Below are 17,074 nucleotides of genomic sequence, written 5' to 3'. Positions count from 1 at the left end.
TGAAATCGGGCGGACACTGCAGCAGATGCAGCGTGCAATCTCCCTTCTTCTTGGCCTGATGGTGTTGGTGGCGCTGCTGCGCCTGGGCGACGCAGTGTCCCGCAGGTTCGGTCTGCCGGTGCCGGGCAGCTTTTTGGGGTTCCTGTACCTGTTGTCGGTGCTGAGCTTCATGCGGGAGATTCCCCGAGCATTGACCAGCGCCTCTGCCTGGCTGTTGAACCACCTGACTCTGTTCCTGCTGCCATCGCTGGTGGCGGCCGCTGTGGGGTTGCGCCTGGTGGCCGACGCGGCGGTCTTGCTGGTGGTGTCCGGCTCGCTGGTGACCGTGCTGATGGCGCTTGGGTGCGGCACGGTCGTGTCGGTGTTGACGCGCCGCTGGGCGGATACCGGGGATGATTGAAATGGCGGGGGCGCTGCTCCTGGCTTTGGCGAGCTACTGGGTGGCGCGGGCGGTGTTTCGCTTCAGCGGACGCCATGTGCTGGCCTTGCCGGTGTTCGGGGCATTGGTACTCGTACTGGGGGGGCTTTCTGTGTTCGGCCTCGACGCGGCCACGTTTGTCGCCCACACGCAAGTGCTGAAACAGGCCATGGACCTGGCGGTGGTGTGTATGGCCGTGCCGTTGCATCAGGCGTGCCGCCGCATGGGCGCACTTCTGATTCCGCTGTGGCTGGGTTTGCTGGTGGCGTCTGCCCTGTCGGTCGGCGGAGTGTTGTTCGCGGGGTGGTGCCTGAGCGCCCCCTGGGACGTGACGGCGGCGGTGACCCCCAAGGCCGCCACGATGCCGGTGGCCCTGTCGCTGGTGTCCGGCGACGCGGCCCACCAGGCGCTGACCGTGGCTGCGGTGTTCCTGACCGGGCTCTGCGGCGCCCTGCTCACGCCGCTGGTCTTGCGGCACACAAGGGTCTCAGACGAGCGGATACACGCCTTTGTGCTGGGCGTGAGCGGACACGCCATTGGCCTGGTGCGGGCGCAGGCCTTGCACCCGGCGTACCTGGACCTGGCGGTGGCCGGCATGTGCGGCAACGCGCTGGTCACCGCACTGCTGTGTGGCTTCTTTCTGCCCTGAGCCATGAGCTACCGTCCTGTGCACGTCATACCATTGAGGCTTCCTCTGGAGGTCCTCGAAGACATGTCGTCCGGCTCATTGACGCTCTACCAGCAACTGGCTGAGGATCTGGCGGCCAGCATCCGCTCCGGGGTGCTGCGGCCCGGGGATCGACTGCCGTCGGTGCGCGAGCTGCGGCGCCAGCGGGGTGTCAGTCCGTCCACCATCTTCCAGGCCTATGTGCAACTGGAATCGCAGGGCCTGGTCGAGGCTCGGGTGCGCTCGGGCTACTTCGTGCGGGCGCGGCGGCCACTCACGGGTCGGCCTCCGGAGGCCGCACAACCCAGTGGGCAGGTGACGCCGGTGGCCATCAGCGAACTGGTGTTTGAGCTGCTGGGGTCCACGCGCGATGTGGACGTGGTGCCGCTGGGCTCGGCCTTCCCGGCGCCCGGGCTGTTTCCTTTCGACGCGTTGGCGCGCAGCGGCGCGCGGGCCATGCGGCGGCTGGGCCCGGCGCAGATTTCGGGTGCGCTCACCGCGGGCGACGAAACCTTGAGGGCCCAGGTAGGGCGGCGCTACGCGCTCAACGGCGTGTCGCTGCGGCCCGACGAGCTCATCGTGACCAACGGGGCCATGGAGGCCCTCAACCTCTGCCTGCAGGCGGTGACCCAGCCCGGTGACGTGGTGGTGGTCGAGTCACCCACGTTCTATGCGGCGCTCCAGGCGCTGGAGCGGCTGCACCTGAAGGCGGTCGAGGTCGAGACCGACCCGGTCGAGGGTGTCCGCCTGGAGGCGCTCGAAGCCTTGCTGCAGCGGCAGAAGGTAGCGGCTTGCTGGTTCATGCCGACTTTCCAGAACCCGCTGGGCGCGCTGATGCCCAGCGCCAAAAAGCAGGAGCTGGTGCAGTTGCTGGCGCGCCACGGAGTGCCGCTGATCGAGGACGACGTCTACGCCGAGCTGCACTTCGGTGCGCGCCGGCCCCTGCCCGCCAAGGCCTTCGACCAGGAGGGGCTGGTGCTGCACTGCTCGTCGTTCTCCAAGTCGCTGGCGCCCGGCTACCGGGTGGGCTGGGCGGCGGCCGGGCGTTATGCCCGGGACGTGGAGCGGCTGAAGATGATGACCTCGCTGGCCTCGCCGATCCCGTCCCAGTTGGCGGTGGCGGAGTACCTGGTGCAAGGCGGGTTTGACCGCCACCTGCGCCACCTGCGTGAAGCGCTCAAGACCCAGCACACGGCGGCACGGGCGCTGATCGAACGCAGCTTTCCCAAGGGCACGCGGATGACCGAACCCCAGGGGGGTTACTTCGTGTGGCTGGAATTGCCACCAGGCGTCGATGCGTTGGCCCTTCACCACCAGGCCATGGCGCAGTCCATCAGCACCGCACCCGGGGTGCTGTTCTCGGCCGACCGGCGTTTCACCCGGCACCTTCGTCTGAACGTCGGCCACCCGGTCGACCCACAAGTTCGGTCTGCGTTGAAGTTGCTGAGCGCGCTGGCCAGGGATCACAGTGCTGCTGGCGGTGCCTGAAATGGAGCCGCAAACCATGACGGCGCCCATGGCTCAACACACGGTGCACGGGTCTGTTGTGGCTGCGGATACATCCATCACATCGGCGCCATCGTCCACGCTTCCCGGGTAAAAGGGCATGGGGCAGCGGGCGCTGACCTGGTAACTCCGCTGTCTGGCGACGCAGGGCAGGGCGATGGTCACGCCGTTGCGGCCATCCATCGGAACACCCTGGCTTTTTGAGCCGTTGGCGGGGTCGGGTGCGATCGTGGGATCACCTCTGCGATAGAGTGGGTTCAAGGAGAGAAAAAATGAACCTGCGATGCCTCTTGATCGTGACCGTTGGCCTGGCGAGCGGCTATGCCAATGCCCAGGTTTACCGCTGCCCAGATGCCCAGACAGGCCAGGTCGCCTACAGCGACCAGCCCTGCTCGCACGGCACTCAGATTCTCAAGGAGCGCGCGCTCGAGCAGCAACAGATGGACGCCGAGCGCGCGGCTGTGGCTCAGGAGCGCTTCCAGCTCCAGCAGGAGCGGCGGGCGATGCAGGAGCGGCCTCAGGTCATCGTGGTGCCGCCGTCCCCAGGCGTGCCGACGTCAGAAGCCAAGCCCATCAATCGTTATGAATGCGACAAGGCCGAGCGCGAACTGGCGCTGGCATCCAGCATCCGCACCCTGTCCGAATACGACAAGCGTATGCGCGTGAATGCCGCGATTGGCAGGTCCAACGTGGCTTGTGGCACCGACTTGCCGCTGATGCAGGAGCCGCCAAAGATCATCAATGTCCAGCGCAATCACACCACGGTCATCATCAAAAAGTGACCGGGGCAGGTTTGAGCGGAGGGGGCGGCTGATTCGAGGTGCCAAGATGGCCTGCCCGGAGGGACTCGAACCCCCGACCTGCTGCTTAGAAGGCAGCTGCTCTATCCAGTTGAGCTACGGGCAGTGTCCGGCGGTGGGGCCGGATGGACAAAAGGCCCACACTGTGGGCCTTTTGTTTTGAGGGTGGTCGGAGCGGCGGGATTCGAACTCGCGACCCTCTGCTCCCAAAGCAGATGCGCTACCAGGCTGCGCTACGCTCCGACGAAACAAGCATTGTACCCGTTGTCGGACCGCTCTCAGCGCTTGGCGTACTGCGTGCCACCAAACAAAATGTCGCGTGCCTTGTCGTCGGTCAGCGGCTTGCGCGCATCGGCGAGCACCGCCACGCCGCGCTGCACCGCAGGGCGGGCGCCCATGCGGTCGAACCAGTCCTTCAGGCGCGGGTAATCGGCCCAGTCGATACCTTGGTTCTGCCAACTGCGCAGCCAGGGAAAGATGGCGATGTCGGCGATGCTGTAGTGCGCACCGGCGACGAACTTGCGGCCTTCGAGTTGCCGGTCCATCACGCCGTAGAGGCGCTTGGCCTCGTTGGTGTAGCGATTGACGGCGTAGTCGATTTTTTCTGGTGCGTAGATCCGGAAATGGTGGGCTTGCCCGAGCATGGGACCCACACCGCCCATCTGGAACATCAGCCACTGCAGCACTTCGAACTTGGCGCGGTCGCTGCGAGGCAGGTATTTGCCGGTTTTGGCCGCGAGGTAGAGCAGGATGGCGCCGGATTCGAACAGGCTGATGGGTTTGCCGTCTGGCCCATCGGGGTCGACCAGCGCGGGAATCTTGTTGTTCGGGCTGACCTTCAGAAAGGCCGGCTCGAACTGGTCGCCTTTGCCGATGTTGACAGCATGGACTTGCCAGTCGCGCCCCAGACGCAGGCCGCACTCTTCCAGCATGATGTGAACCTTGTGCCCATTGGGCGTTGGCCAGGAGTAGACGTCGATCATGGCGGGGCGGGCTTTCCGGGTGCAGCGGTTGATGAAGAAAAACCGGCAACCACTCTAAGGGAAAAGGTGAGACCTTGCTGAACATGTTGAAGGGCTGGTGGGGCCGACGCGAGCAGGCGGCACCTGCGCAGACGGCGATTCAGCGTTGGGCCGAGGGGCGGGCCATGGCGTTCAGAGATTGGGAGCCCGCGGCCTGCGAAGCCGAAGGGCTGTGGGGCAGCGTGCCCGCGCGGGCGCGTCTGGGACGCTCACCTTGGCCGTATATGCCGGGCCAGGTGCTTCAGGTGGAAGCCGTGCTGGGGCGGCCTGCCGCCGGTGCGGCACCAGACGATGGGGTTGTGCTCATCAGCCGCACGCTCAAGCCCGTGATCGAACGCGAGGCGGAAGCGGCTTTTGCGCAATTTACCGATGGGTTGCGGACGTCCGAGACGGTGCTGTCCGACGAAGTGCGCTGGCTGACGGGATTCCGGGATACCGGCTGGAGCGGGCCGGCCGACGCCTTCTGGCGCCGCTATGCCGTGCTGACCAGCTTGCCGAAGGTGGCGCCGGCCTGGCTGGACGACCGGGCACAGGCGGCACTGATGAACTGGCCGGGCGGCGCCCAGACGAACCCGCCGCCAGTCATGTTGGCCTGGACCCAGGGCCGCCTGCTGGCCCGCCTGGCATTGCCCGAGCGCGAAAGTGATGCGATCGCGCTGCACGGTTTGGCCCTGCTGGACCACCTGCTGCAGCGCGCCAGCGAGCTGACCGAGGCGCCCGCCCAGCTCTGACCTGTCTGCCGACGGGTCAGCTGGGAGGCGCTGGCCGCACACCGCAGGCGGTCAGCAGCCGCGTGTGATGGGCATCTCCACATCGCCCTTGATGGCGAGGTGGCGTGCCAGTTCCAGCTTGGCAATGGCGTTGCGGTGCACCTCGTCGGGGCCGTCGGCCAGACGCAGCGTGCGCTGGTTGGCGTAGCTGTAGGCCAGCGGGAAGTCGTCGCTGACGCCGCCACCGCCGTGGGCCTGGATGGCCATGTCGATGATTTCGCAGGCCATGTTGGGCGCCACCACCTTGATCATGGCGATTTCGGCCTTGGCCACCTTGTTGCCCACGGTGTCCATCATGTAGGCCGCTTTGAGCGTGAGCAGGCGAGCCTGTTCGATCTTGCAGCGCGCATCGGCAATGCGCTCGTGCCAGACCGACTGGGCCGAAATCGGCTTGCCGAACGCGACGCGGCTGTTGAGGCGCTTGCACATGAGTTCCAGCGCCCGCTCGGCCGCGCCGATCGAACGCATGCAGTGGTGGATGCGGCCAGGGCCGAGGCGACCCTGCGCGATTTCGAAGCCGCGGCCTTCACCCAGCAGCAGGTTGCGCACGGGCACGCGCACGTCCTTGAGCAGCACCTCCATGTGGCCGTGCGGCGCGTCGTCGTAGCCGAACACGCTCAGCGGGCGCACCACGGTGATACCGGGCGTGTTCGCGGGCACCACCACCATGCTCTGCTGCGAATGGCGGGGCGCTTCGGGGTCGGTCTTGCCCATGACGATGTAGACAGCGCAACGCGGATCACCGGCGCCGGACGACCACCACTTGCGGCCATTGATGACGTAATGGTCTCCATCGCGCTCGATACGGCACTGGATGTTGGTGGCGTCCGACGAAGCCACTTCGGGTTCGGTCATGAGGAAGGCCGAGCGGAATTCGCCCTTGAGCAGGGGTTCCAGCCATTCGTCCTTGACCTCTTCGCTGGCATAGCGCTCCAGCGTTTCCATGTTGCCGGTGTCGGGTGCCGAGCAGTTGAACACCTCGGCGGCGAAGGGCACGCGGCCCATGATTTCGCACATCGGCGCGTATTCCAGGTTCGACAGGCCTTCCGGTGCGCGCTTGCTTTGCGGCAGGAACAGGTTCCACAGGCCGGCCTCGCGGGCCTTGGGCTTGAGCTCTTCGATCAGCGTCGTGGGCACCCAGGCGTTGCCCTTGGCGCGGTTGGCGGCAATCTCGGCAAAGAAGCGGCCCTCGTTGGGGTAGATATGTTCGTCCATGAAGGCGAGCAGGCGCTCGCGCATGTCCTTGACCTTGTCGGTGTAGTCGAAATTCATCGCTTGGGCTCCTTTGGATGAGCGGGTGGGTCTTCTGCGGAAAACAGGGGCAGGTGGTCAGCCACGCTGCGCGAAACGCCAGGCCAGTTCGGCCATGGGGCGGGTGGCGGCCGCCGAATTCAGCGCCTGGGCGCTGGAGGCGGTGCCGGTCTCGACCCGTTTGGCGATCCCTTGCAGGATGGCCGCGAGGCGGAACATGTTGTAGGCGAGGTAGAAATTCCAGTCGGCCTTGAGCTGGTCGGGCGTGGCAAAACCCGTGCGTTCGCAATAGCGGGCGATGTAGTCGGCTTCGCTGGGAATGCCCAGGGCCGGCAGATCCAACCCGCCGATGCCACGGAAGGCGCCGGGCGGAATGTGCCAGGACATGCAGTGGTAAGCGAAGTCGGCAAGCGGATGGCCCAGGGTGGACAGCTCCCAGTCCAGGATGGCCAGCACCCGGGCTTCGCTGGGATGGAACATCAGGTTGTCGAGCCTGTAGTCGCCATGCACGACGGACACCAGCGACTCGTCGCGGGCCATGGCCGGAATGTTCTGGGGCAGCCATTCCATGAGCCGGTCCATCTCGGCGATGGGCTCGGTGATGGAGGCCACGTACTGCTTGCTCCAGCGGCCAATCTGGCGCTCGAAGTAGTTGCCAGGCTTGCCGTAGTCGGCCAAGCCCACGTCCGCAGGGCGGACCGAGTGCAGGGCCGCCATGACGCGGTTCATCTCATCGTAGATGGCGGCGCGTTCGGTGGGCGTCTGTTCCGGCAGGGACTGGTCCCACAGCACGCGGCCTTGCACGCATTCCATGACATAGAAGGCGCGGCCGATGACCGATTCGTCTTCGCACAGGGCGTACATGCGGGCCACCGGCACGCCAGTGGGGGCCAGCGCGCTCATGACGCGGAACTCGCGCTCGATGGCGTGGGCCGACGGCAGCAGCTTGGCGACCGGGCCCGGCTTGGCCCGCATCACATACAGGCGCTGCGGGGTGATGAGTTTGTAGGTGGGGTTGGACTGTCCCCCCTTGAACATCTCGACCGACAGGGGGCCTTCAAAGCCGTCAAGGTGTTCGGCGAGCCAGCGCTGGAGGGCGTCGACATCGAAGGCGTGTTGAGGAGCTACCGGCCTCGTGCCGGTGAAGTTCTGGGTGTCGGTCATGCGGTCACGAGGGTTGGGGCGGGGCAGGACCCCGTCAGTTTTCGGCTTCGGCGATGCGCAGCAGCATCTCTCGGTTGCGGATCACGAGGCCACCCTGCTCGATGCGGATGGCGTTCTCGCGCTCCATGGACTTGAGTTCCTGATTCACACGTTGACGCGAGGCGCCCAGCAGTTGGGCCAGTTCCTCTTGCGCCAGTTGCAGCCCGATGCGCATTTCGTTGCCATCGGACAGGCAGGGCACGCCGTAGCTGCGCACCAGGTGCAGCAACTGTTTGGCCAGGCGCGCCCGCAGGGGCAGGGTGTTGAGGTCTTCCACCAGACCGAACAGCGTGCGGATGCGCCGGGCCTGCAACCGCATCAGCGCCTCGTACAGCTCGATGTGCTGGCTGAGGATCTTTTGCAGGTCGTTGCGGGCCACGCACAGCAGCGTGGTCGCCCCATGCGCATAGGCATCGTGCGTGCGGCGGTCGCCGTCGAACATCGCCACATCGCCAAACCACACGCCGGGTTCGACGTAGGTCAGCGTGATCTGCTTGCCCGACAGCGATGTCGAACTCACCCGCACGGCGCCCTTGGCCACCGCCGTCCATTCGGAGGGTGGTTCGCCTCGGGCGACGATCAGATCGCCGTCCTTGAATCGCTTGACGTAGGCGCATCGCAGGATGTCGTGACGCAGGGAAGGGGAAAGACTTTGGAACCAGCGACCACTGTTGATCGCCTCGCGTTCTTCCATTGTCAGAATCGGTTCGTCCATGTGCTGTCTGCTGGGTGACTGAGGGGCGCGCACATTGTCGCCATGGGGACGGCGTGCTGCATCAGGGATAGCACCCGGCCCTGTCCCGCAGGCGTCGCGGAGGGTCCGGGTGCACGACGAAGTGCGTCAGCGGTACTGCGGCCGCCGCTTTTCCAGGAAGGCACCAATGCCTTCGCCGGCATTGGTGTGGTGCAGGTTGCGCACGAAATGGTCGCGCTCTGTGGTCAGTTGCACATGCAGCGGTGCGGACACGGCCTCGTTGACCAGTTCCTTGATGCTGGTCAGCGCGTTCGGCGCGCGCTGGTTCAGGCGCTCGGCCAGCACCAGTGCACTGTCAAGGGCCTGGCCGGGATCGGTCACGCTGTTGATCACACCCAGCGCCTGCAGCCGCGGCGCATCGATGCGGTCGCCGCACAGCAGCAACTGCAGTGCCGTGGCGCGGGGCAGGGCGTGGGTGAGGCTCCAGGTGGCACCGCCATCGGGCGAAAGACCGACGTTGGCATAAGCCATGACGAACACCGCATCCTGCGCCGCGACGATGAGATCGCAGGACAGCGCCAGCGAGAACCCGGCCCCCGCACAGGCCCCTTCAACCGCGGCAATGACCGGTTTGGGGAAGGCGCGGATGGTCTCGATCCAGCTGTGCAGGCCGGCGATGCTTTGCGCTTGCACCTCGGGCGGCTGTTGGCGATTGGCCAGCAACCGCTGCAAGTTTCCGCCCGCGCAGAAGTGGCTGCCTTCGCCCGTGATGACGACGCTGCGAACCTCGGCGCTGTTTTCGGCCGCGTTGAGCGCTTCCACACCAGCAGCGTAGATCTCCGGGCCCAGAGCATTGCGGTTTTCGGGGTTGCTGATGGTCAGCACCATCGTGGCGCCGTGGCTGCGGCTTTGAAGGGTGGCGGTCATGGCTCAGGCCTCTTCGTGCGTCAGGCTCAAACCCAGTGCGCCGCGGCGGCGCAGCCAGGGCGAGGGGCGGTAACGCGGGTCGCCATAGACGGTCTGCAGGTTGAACAGGATCTCCAGCACGTTGGTCGGGCCGATACGGTCGCCCAGGGCCAGGGGCCCCATGGGATAACCCAGGCCGAGCGTGACCGCCACATCCAGATCGGCGGGCGAACAGATGCCTTGCTGGCACATGTCGGTGGCGATGTTCACGATGGTGGCCACCACGCGCTGGCTGACGAAGCCGGCGCTGTCGCGGATCACGCTGACCGGCTTGCCATCCTTGGCGAAGAGGGCATGGGCTGCGTCACGCATGTCCGGCCGCGTGGCGGGGTTGGTGGCCAGCACGCGGCGCTTGGTGGCCGCGTCTTCCAGCATCATGTCGATGCCGACGGTGCGGGTCGGGTCCAGCCGCTCCACGGCAGCCAGCGTGGTCACGTCGTGCCCGAGCGGGGCGACAAGGATCAGCGCCTGCGCAGACGGCGCTGCGGCGGTCTCGATCACGGCACCCAGGTTTTTGAGCAGCTGGTAGAGCTCGGCCCGGCGCGCGGCTTTGGGCGACACCCAGACCGGCGGCAGGGCGGGCACCACCGGCACCGCCGGTTCGGCCGGCACCTGGGCCTGGCCTTGTTCATAGGTATAAAAACCTTCGCCCACTTTGCGCCCAACCACGCCACCGGCCAGCCGCTGGGCTGTGATCACGCTGGGCCGGTAGCGCGGCTCGTCGTAATACTGGCGGTAGATGGACTCCATGACCGGGTGCGAAACGTCCAGCGCCGTGAGGTCCATGAGTTCGAACGGGCCGAGCTTGAAGCCGATCTGGTCGCGCAGGATGCGATCGATGGTGGCAAAGTCGGCCACACGTTCGCCCGCCACGCGCAGCGCCTCGGTGCCATAGCCGCGCCCGGCGTGGTTGACGATGAAGCCGGGCGTGTCCTGGGCCACCACCGGGGTATGGCCGTATTGGCGGGTGTAGCCGACCAGGCGCTGGCACACCGCCGGGTCGGTCTTGATGCCGGCAATCACCTCCACCACGCGCATCAGGGGCACGGGGTTGAAGAAGTGATAGCCCGCCAGCCGCTGGGGGTGCTGCAGAGCGGCACCGATGGCCGTGACCGACAACGACGAGGTGTTGGTGGCCAAAACGGTGGTGGCCGGCACGATGCCTTCGAGCTCGCTGAACAGGCGCTGCTTGACCTCCAGCTTTTCGACGATGGCTTCAATGACCAGATCGCATTGGCCCAGATCGCTCAAGGTTTCGGCCAGGCGGATGCGCTCCAGATAAGACTGTTGTTTGGCCGCATCAAGCTTGCCTTTGGCCACCAGCTTCTGCCAGGTTTCGGCCAGTGCATCGCGGGCAGCCTGTGCCGCGCCGGACTGAAGATCGAACAATACGATCTGGCTGCCAGCCTGGGCAGCCATCTGGGCAATACCTCGCCCCATGGCACCCGTGCCAACAATGCCAACAACGGAAAAGATAGCGGTCATGTGAAAGTATTATTTGTGCTGCGTTCAGGGCAAGCTATGACAAAATGTTCCGACAGAGGAACGAAGGGACTTCGACGTGCGCCATTTCGGGCTGGGATGTATTTTGCTATCAACTGCCTTGAGCAGTTCGGCGGTGAGCTTGGGACGGCAAAGCGGGGCGGCCGTGATTGGCAGACCGCTGGATATCCGCGTCCAGGCCACATTGGCGCCAGGTGAAAATATCGGTGAGCAATGCATCCGGACCGAGGTGCTTTACGGCGACTCGGTGATCAATCCCGGCAACGTCGTCAGCACGCCCATCGGCGGCGCCTCCGATGTGGGGTCGAGCATCCGCATTCAGGTCAATCAGCCGGTCAATGAGCCGATCGTCACGGTGCAAGTTCAGGCAGGCTGTTCCTCGCCGTTTTCGCGGCGCTATGTGCTGCTCGCCGATCTGGTTGCTGAATCGTCGTCTGGCGCCTTGCCGGTGGCGCCGCCCGTAGCGGCACCGATCCCTGCCATCGGAACACCGGCGGCCGGGAACACGGCGCCGGCCACCGCTTCGGGCCAGGGCAGTGGTTCGGTAGCGTCCGCGACGGGGGCCACTGCCGCCCGAGCGCCTGCTCGCGCGACACCGCGCAGTGTGGTCCGCAGGCCCGAGCAACCGGCCCCTGCACCACGCCTTCAGCTCGAGCCGGTGGATCTGAGCCTGGCCATCGACCGTGATCCCGTGTTGCGCCTTTCGCTGAGCTTGCTGAGCGAACCGGCAAGCTCGGAAGAGGTGCGCCAGGCGGCCAGCCAGCTGTGGAAGGCGATCAACGCCGCGCCCGAAGATGTGTTGCGAGACGCCCAGAAGCTGGCGGTGCTTGAGGCCGAGTCCAAAGGCTTGCGCGAGCAGGAAGCTCAGGACAAGGCGCGCATCCAGGCCTTGCAGGCCGAGCTGGACCAGTCGCAATGGCAGCGTTATGCCGTCTGGGGTCTGGCCCTGTTGCTGCTCGTGGCCTTGCTGCTGCTCGCATGGTTGCTGCGTCGCCGCCAGACCATGGTCGTGCGCGAGGCCCGCAAGCCAGACGACAAGAAGCCGGCTCCTGCGAAAAAGAAGGACAAAGACAAGGCTTGGTGGGCCGAGGCGCAAGCGGGTGACGATATCTCCGTGGCGCCGGCTGGCGCCAAGGTCGCGCCCACGCTTGGGGCCAAGGTGGGCGGGGCGGGGCTCGACCTTGATCTCGATCTGGGGGCAGACGACGGCTACCAGAGTTTGACCGCCCAATCCGCGGCCAGTTGGGCACCGCAGGACCGCAAGGAGTTTGCCCCCAGCATGCTGGCGGCGTCGCGTTCGGTGGCCACGGAAGAGCTGTTCGATGTGCAGCAGCAGGCCGACTTCTTTGTTTCGCTCGGCGAACACGAACAGGCCATCGGCGTGCTGCGCAGCCACCTTATTGACAGCGCTGAACCCAGCCCGCTGGCTTATCTGGATCTGTTCCGGCTGTATCACCAGTTGGGGCGCCGCGTGGAGTACGACCGCCTGCGCGAAGACTTCAACCAGCATTTCAACGCCGACGCGCCGCCGTTCGATCAGTACGCGGAAGAAAACCGTGGGCTGGAGACCTATGAGGCTGCGTTCAGCCGCATCCAGGCCCTGTGGCCTCAGCCACGCGTACTCGATGTCATCGAGCAGTCCATTTTCCGGGAGTCGGAAGACGGCGAGAGCGAGGGCGAGGTGTTCGGGCTTGAAGCCTATCGCGAGTTGCTGCTGCTCTACGCCATCGCCAAAGACGTCGCCAAGCGCGAGGAGGTGGCGTCTGTCCCGGGCAGCGATTTCCAGCACACGGCCATCCGACCTTTGAAGGCCGGTGCTGCGACCGGGGGCGTTTCCGTCAATATGGGGCGCGAAACCCAGCCGATGGATGTGGTCCCGCCGGCCTCACCCCGGCTTGGGCTGGACGTCGATCTGGACGAGCTGTCCGAAAATGCCGCGTTTGAGGCGTCGTTGCCCGAGGTCAGCTTACCGGTAGAGCCGACGGCCAAGCCGCCCGCACCCGCGTCGCACGATCCGCTGCCCGAAGGCAATCTCATCGATTTTGAGGTGCTCGACTTCACCCCACCTGAGTCGCTCGACGACAAGAAAGCCTGAATGGCCGGACGAGGGCCTTGGAACCCATGAAAAAAACGCCTTCCGGCGGTTTTTTTCATGGGGGGAATCTCCACCTCAGCGGCGAACCTGCAGGGCGCCGGGGTTGACGATGTTGGTGGGTGTTCCTTTGATGAAATTGACCACGTTGTCGAAGGCCGCCGAGAACAGCTGCTCGTAGTTGTCCTGCTCGACATAGCCGATGTGCGGCGTGCAGATACAGTTCTCCAGACGCAGCAGGGCATGCCCTTGCAGAATGGGCTCCGACTCGAAAACATCCACCGCAGCCATGCCAGGCCGTCCACGGTTGAGCGACGTGAGCAGGGCCTCCGGTTCGATGAGTTCGGCCCTTGACGTGTTGACCAGCAAGGCCGTCGGTTTCATGCGGGAGAGATCCTCCAGCGTGACACAGCCCTGGCTGGCTTCACCCAGCCGCAGGTGCAGCGACAGCACATCGGATGTTTCGAACAGAGCTTCCCGGCTTTCGGCAATTTCGTGGCCATCGGCCATGGCGCGGATGCGCGTCTCGTCGCTCCCCCACACCAGCACGCGCATGCCAAAAGCGCGGCCGTAGCCGGCCACCAGTTTGCCGATGCGGCCGTAGCTCCAGATACCGAGGGTTTTGCCTTGCAGCACCATGCCGAGCCCGAAGTTGTTCGGCATGGACGCCGCTTTGAGGCCGGACTGCTGCCACGCCCCATGCTTGAGGCTGGCGATGTACTGTGGCAGGCGCCGCATGGACGCCATGATCAAGGCCCATGTCAGCTCGGCCGTGGAAATGGGGGAACTGGTACCTTCACAAACCGCGACCCCCCGTTCCGTGCAGGCATTGACATCGATGTGCTTGCCGATGCGGCCTGTTTGGGCGATGAGTTTGAGCCGGGGCAGCTTCTCCACGAGCTGCCGGCTGATCTGGCTGCGCTCGCGGATCAGCACCAGCACATCGGCATCACGCAGGCGGACGGAAAGCTGTCCCACGCCCTTGACGGTGTTGGTGAAGACCTTGGCAGGATAAGGTTCGAGCTTTTCGGCGCAGCGCAGCTTGCGGACAACGTCTTGGTAGTCGTCCAGGATCACAATATTCATGGGACGCTATTGTGCCCGCAAGCCCTTCCCGGTCCTTGCTACAAGCTGTATATGTGGGCCCGCCCCTGACGCAGCCAGGCCCTGGCCTGATCAGGCCGCTTTCACTGCGTGTTGCTGCGACTCCAGTGCCACCAGACGGTCCAGTTCGGTGCAGACATCGTGCATGCGGCCAGAGATCACCAGGCGGCCTTCCTGGCCGTGTTGACGCACCAGCAAGGGCTGGCGACGAGCCTTATCCAGGCGATGCACGTTGGAACGGGAAAGTGCCTGCTGCTTCGAGAGTTGGGGGGAGGGCGCCGCAGGTGTGGACGGCTTGGCATGCAGCCAGCCGGCACGTGAAAAAAGCTGCACGATCCGGGCCGAGCGCTCGCGCCTGACGATGGGCGCAGGCTCCAGCGCGAGCCAGCTATCGATCAGGCGCAAAGGGGCACGCCAGGTATTGCGAGCAAAAGGGATTCCCATGTGAAACTCCAGGCAAGGGGTTGAACACAGGCAGGATTGAAAAAAGTTCGCCCGCGCAGGGATGTGCCCGAGGAGTTGTCAACTCCCCGCGCAACCGCCCGCCACCTGCACCGGCGATGAAGACCGGTAGGGTCAGATCAGGAAACTGTTGCGGATCAGGCCCACAGCCAAACCTTCGATTTCGAAAGGTTCACCTGGCTCCACCACGATGGTGCGGAAGTCGGGATTTTCGGCGTGCAGTTCGATGCGGTCGTCGCGCCGCATGAAACGCTTGACCGTCACGTCGTCACCCAGCCGGGCCACGACGATCTGGCCGTTGCGCGCATCGCGTGTGGACTGCACGGCCAGCAGGTCCCCATCCATGATGCCGACGTCGCGCATGGACATGCCCCGCACACGCAGCAGATAGTCGGGCTGGCGCTGGAACAGGCTGCGCTCGACGTGGTAGGTCTGATCGACGTGCTCCTGGGCGAGAATCGGCGAGCCGGCTGCCACCCGGCCGATCAGCGGCAGCGCCAGCTGGGCCAGGCCCGGGAGGGTGAGCTGGTGTTCGCGGGCTTCGTTGATGGAACGCAGATCACGCCCGCGAAGACGGATGCCCCGGGAGGTGCCGCTGACCAGCTCGATCACCCCTTTGCGGGCCAGGGCCTGCAAGTGCTCTTCGGCCGCATTGGCCGATTTGAAGCCGAGCTCGGCCGCGATTTCTGCGCGCGTCGGCGGGGCACCGGTGCTGGCAATGGCTTTCTGGATCAGCTCCAGAATCTGCTGCTGGCGGGCCGTGAGCTTGGGCGAGGAGAGCAAGGGGTCCAACATGACGTACCTTTCGGAAAACCGGCGAGACATCGGGCTGATGCCGGAAGACCGCCGATCAAAGTGACTGTTTTCTTATCCAGTAACTGTATTTTTACCCAGTTCAAGGAGTTTCGCAAGTGCCCCATCACACAGACGACCTGCTGACCGTCCCGCCCGACTGCAAGGTGGTGATTCTGGGCACCGGGGGCACCATTGCCGGGCGTTCGGTCGGTGCCGATGACCCCGTGGCCTACGTGGCCGGACAGGTGGCGGTGCGCGATCTGGTCGCCGGCGTGCCGGCGCTGGCACAGTGGCCGCTGGCCCTGGAACAGGTGGCCCAGGTTGACAGCAAGGACATGGGGCTGCCGGTCTGGCAGCGGTTGGTGCGGGCGGTCGAGTTGCACATGGCGCAGCCGTCCATAGCGGGCATCGTCATCACCCATGGCACGGACACCCTGGAGGAAACCGCCTACCTGCTTCAACGGGTGCTGCAGCCAGCCAAACCGGTCGTGCTGACCTGTGCCATGCGCCCGGCGACGGCGCTGGTGCCCGACGGCCCCCAGAATTTGCTTGATGCCGTGGTCGTGGCAGCAGATGCGCAGGCGCGTGGTGTGCTGGCCGTCTGTGCCGGGCAGATTCACCGCGCCGAGCATGTGGCCAAGGTGCACAGTTACCGGCTGGACGCCTTCTCTTCGGGCGATGCCGGACCGGCCGGCTGCGTGGAGGCGGGACAGGTCCGCTGGTTTCAGCCGCTCGCCTTGCCCGAAGCACCGGACACCCGCTTGCTGGCTGCTTTTCTCGCGGCACCGGCGTTGCCGAAGGTGCCGCTGCTCACCAGCCATGCCGATGCCGATGGCGACCTGGTGCGGGCCTTGTTGACGCTGGCGCCCGAGGGTCTGCTGGTCGCCGGCACCGGCAACGGGACCCTGCACGACAACCTGGTGGCGGCCTTGCTGGAAGCGCAGCACGCAGGCGTGCGGGTGGTGCGTGCGAGCCGGTGCGCACAGGGGCGGGCCATGCCGGATGATCGCAACCCATTTCCGGTCGCGGCCCCGCTCAATGCGCCCAAAGCCCGTCTGGCGCTGGCCTTGGACCTCCTTGCAGAACGCAGCGGACGCTGACGACAGGCGGCCACAAAAAAAGCCCGGCAAAGGCCGGGCTTGGCGGGAGCGGGAAGAAGGCTTACTGGGCCAGTGCCGCCAGGGCGCGCGAGGTGATCTCTTCCACGGTGCCCATACCGCTGATGGCGCGGTACTTCGGTGCCGCGGCCGCATCGGCCTGTGCCCAGTTGCGGTAATAGTCCACCAGCGGGCGGGTCTGGGCGCTGTAGACCTCCAGACGCTTCTGGACCGTTTCTTCCTTGTCGTCATCGCGCTGGATCAGCGGTTCGCCGGTCACGTCGTCCACACCGTCCACCTTGGGCGGGTTGAACTTGACGTGGTAAGTGCGGCCGCTGGCCGGATGGGAACGCCGGCCGCTCATGCGCTCGATGATGGCATCGAAAGGCACATCGATCTCGAGCACGTAATCGAGCTTGACACCTGCAGCCTTCATCGCATCGGCCTGGGGGATGGTGCGGGGGAAACCGTCGAACAGGAAACCGCCGGCACAGTCGGGCTGGGCGATGCGTTCCTTGACCAGGTTGATGATCAGGTCGTCGCTGACGAGGCCACCGGATTCCATGACCGCCTTGGCCTGCAGACCCAGGGGCGTGCCGGCCTTGACCGCGGCGCGCAGCATGTCGCCGGTGGAGATTTGCGGGATACCGTACTTCTGGCAAATGAAAGCGGCTTGTGTGCCTTTGCCAGCGCCGGGGGCGCCCAACAGAATCAGTCTCATCGG

General features: G+C 65.4%; 17 protein-coding genes and 2 tRNA genes. 7 read left to right on the top strand and 12 right to left on the bottom strand.

Translation table 11 applies throughout. The features are described 5' to 3' along the window. Window positions 1-25: 25 nt before the first annotated feature. The 4 genes from QQK43_RS02380 (at window position 26) to QQK43_RS02365 (ending at window position 3,373) form a co-directional block, all read left to right on the top strand. On the top strand, window positions 26-400 hold the full coding sequence (locus QQK43_RS02380) for a CidA/LrgA family protein (RefSeq protein ID WP_234264962.1): 375 nt from the start codon (window positions 26-28) through the stop codon (window positions 398-400). Next, entirely contained in the window at window positions 393-1,067 is a 675-nt protein-coding gene (locus QQK43_RS02375) for an LrgB family protein (RefSeq protein ID WP_284306491.1), read from the top strand. Before QQK43_RS02380 ends, QQK43_RS02375 begins: the two co-directional genes overlap by 8 nt. A gap of 63 nt (window positions 1,068-1,130) precedes the next feature. Beyond that, window positions 1,131-2,573, top strand: a complete 1,443-nt coding sequence (locus tag QQK43_RS02370; RefSeq protein ID WP_234265051.1) for an aminotransferase-like domain-containing protein — start codon at window positions 1,131-1,133, stop codon at window positions 2,571-2,573. A gap of 290 nt (window positions 2,574-2,863) precedes the next feature. After that, the gene (locus tag QQK43_RS02365; RefSeq protein ID WP_284306490.1) at window positions 2,864-3,373 is read left to right on the top strand and encodes a DUF4124 domain-containing protein; all 510 of its coding nucleotides are present in this window, start codon (window positions 2,864-2,866) and stop codon (window positions 3,371-3,373) included. A gap of 47 nt (window positions 3,374-3,420) precedes the next feature. Here QQK43_RS02365 and QQK43_RS02360 read toward each other — a convergent pair. The 3 genes from QQK43_RS02360 to QQK43_RS02350 all read right to left on the bottom strand — a co-directional run bounded on the left by QQK43_RS02360 (window position 3,421) and on the right by QQK43_RS02350 (window position 4,374). Then, window positions 3,421-3,497, bottom strand: a tRNA-Arg gene (locus QQK43_RS02360). 60 nt (window positions 3,498-3,557) lie between these two features. Beyond that, window positions 3,558-3,634 (bottom strand) — tRNA-Pro (locus QQK43_RS02355). A gap of 35 nt (window positions 3,635-3,669) precedes the next feature. Further along, the gene (locus tag QQK43_RS02350; RefSeq protein WP_284306488.1) at window positions 3,670-4,374 is read right to left on the bottom strand and encodes a glutathione binding-like protein; all 705 of its coding nucleotides are present in this window, start codon (window positions 4,372-4,374) and stop codon (window positions 3,670-3,672) included. A 164-nt stretch (window positions 4,375-4,538) separates the two neighbouring features. Between QQK43_RS02350 and QQK43_RS02345 the strand changes: the two genes are divergently transcribed. Continuing rightward, window positions 4,539-5,144 carry a hypothetical protein gene (locus QQK43_RS02345; RefSeq protein WP_284306487.1) on the top strand — a complete coding sequence of 202 codons (606 nt, stop codon included), beginning with the start codon at window positions 4,539-4,541 and terminating at the stop codon, window positions 5,142-5,144. A gap of 51 nt (window positions 5,145-5,195) precedes the next feature. Here the strand turns inward: QQK43_RS02345 and QQK43_RS02340 are convergent, their stop codons facing one another. The 5 genes from QQK43_RS02340 to QQK43_RS02320 all read right to left on the bottom strand — a co-directional run bounded on the left by QQK43_RS02340 (window position 5,196) and on the right by QQK43_RS02320 (window position 10,782). Continuing rightward, on the bottom strand, window positions 5,196-6,455 hold the full coding sequence (locus QQK43_RS02340; RefSeq protein WP_234264943.1) for an acyl-CoA dehydrogenase family protein: 1,260 nt from the start codon (window positions 6,453-6,455) through the stop codon (window positions 5,196-5,198). 57 nt (window positions 6,456-6,512) lie between these two features. Beyond that, window positions 6,513-7,598: a phosphotransferase gene (locus tag QQK43_RS02335; protein ID WP_284306486.1), complete on the bottom strand. Its 1,086-nt coding sequence runs from the start codon at window positions 7,596-7,598 to the stop codon at window positions 6,513-6,515. 34 nt (window positions 7,599-7,632) lie between these two features. Beyond that, window positions 7,633-8,352 (bottom strand): Crp/Fnr family transcriptional regulator, encoded by a 720-nt coding sequence (locus QQK43_RS02330; RefSeq protein WP_234264941.1) that lies wholly within the window; start codon window positions 8,350-8,352, stop codon window positions 7,633-7,635. 126 nt (window positions 8,353-8,478) lie between these two features. Further along, entirely contained in the window at window positions 8,479-9,258 is a 780-nt protein-coding gene (locus QQK43_RS02325) for an oxepin-CoA hydrolase, alternative type (RefSeq protein ID WP_284306485.1), read from the bottom strand. Between the two features lie 3 nt (window positions 9,259-9,261). Then, complete coding sequence (locus QQK43_RS02320) at window positions 9,262-10,782, bottom strand: 3-hydroxyacyl-CoA dehydrogenase (protein ID WP_284306484.1); 1,521 nt, start codon at window positions 10,780-10,782, stop codon at window positions 9,262-9,264. Between the two features lie 118 nt (window positions 10,783-10,900). Between QQK43_RS02320 and QQK43_RS02315 the strand changes: the two genes are divergently transcribed. Then, window positions 10,901-12,895 (top strand): hypothetical protein, encoded by a 1,995-nt coding sequence (locus tag QQK43_RS02315; RefSeq protein ID WP_284306483.1) that lies wholly within the window; start codon window positions 10,901-10,903, stop codon window positions 12,893-12,895. 75 nt (window positions 12,896-12,970) lie between these two features. Here QQK43_RS02315 and QQK43_RS02310 read toward each other — a convergent pair whose 3' ends face one another. From QQK43_RS02310 to lexA, 3 genes are all read right to left on the bottom strand, one after another. Further along, on the bottom strand, window positions 12,971-13,978 hold the full coding sequence (locus QQK43_RS02310; protein ID WP_284306482.1) for a D-2-hydroxyacid dehydrogenase family protein: 1,008 nt from the start codon (window positions 13,976-13,978) through the stop codon (window positions 12,971-12,973). 90 nt (window positions 13,979-14,068) lie between these two features. Continuing rightward, window positions 14,069-14,440, bottom strand: coding sequence for a hypothetical protein (locus tag QQK43_RS02305; RefSeq protein ID WP_284306481.1), 372 nt, complete (start codon window positions 14,438-14,440; stop codon window positions 14,069-14,071). A gap of 132 nt (window positions 14,441-14,572) precedes the next feature. Next, window positions 14,573-15,241: a transcriptional repressor LexA gene (lexA, locus tag QQK43_RS02300; RefSeq protein WP_234265050.1), complete on the bottom strand. Its 669-nt coding sequence runs from the start codon at window positions 15,239-15,241 to the stop codon at window positions 14,573-14,575. Between the two features lie 128 nt (window positions 15,242-15,369). On the opposite strand from lexA, the gene QQK43_RS02295 reads away from it, so the two are divergent. Next, on the top strand, window positions 15,370-16,353 hold the full coding sequence (locus tag QQK43_RS02295) for an asparaginase (RefSeq protein WP_284306480.1): 984 nt from the start codon (window positions 15,370-15,372) through the stop codon (window positions 16,351-16,353). A 61-nt stretch (window positions 16,354-16,414) separates the two neighbouring features. Here the strand turns inward: QQK43_RS02295 and adk are convergent, their stop codons facing one another. Then, window positions 16,415-17,071, bottom strand: coding sequence for an adenylate kinase (adk, locus tag QQK43_RS02290; RefSeq protein ID WP_234264934.1), 657 nt, complete (start codon window positions 17,069-17,071; stop codon window positions 16,415-16,417). Window positions 17,072-17,074 lie beyond the last annotated feature (3 nt).

Origin of the sequence: Hydrogenophaga electricum, from assembly GCF_030160815.1 — a bacterium.
Taxonomy (GTDB): domain Bacteria; phylum Pseudomonadota; class Gammaproteobacteria; order Burkholderiales; family Burkholderiaceae_C; genus Hydrogenophaga; species Hydrogenophaga electricum.
Note: the sequence above shows the minus strand (reverse complement) of the source record. Positions and strands in the feature narration are given on the sequence as shown.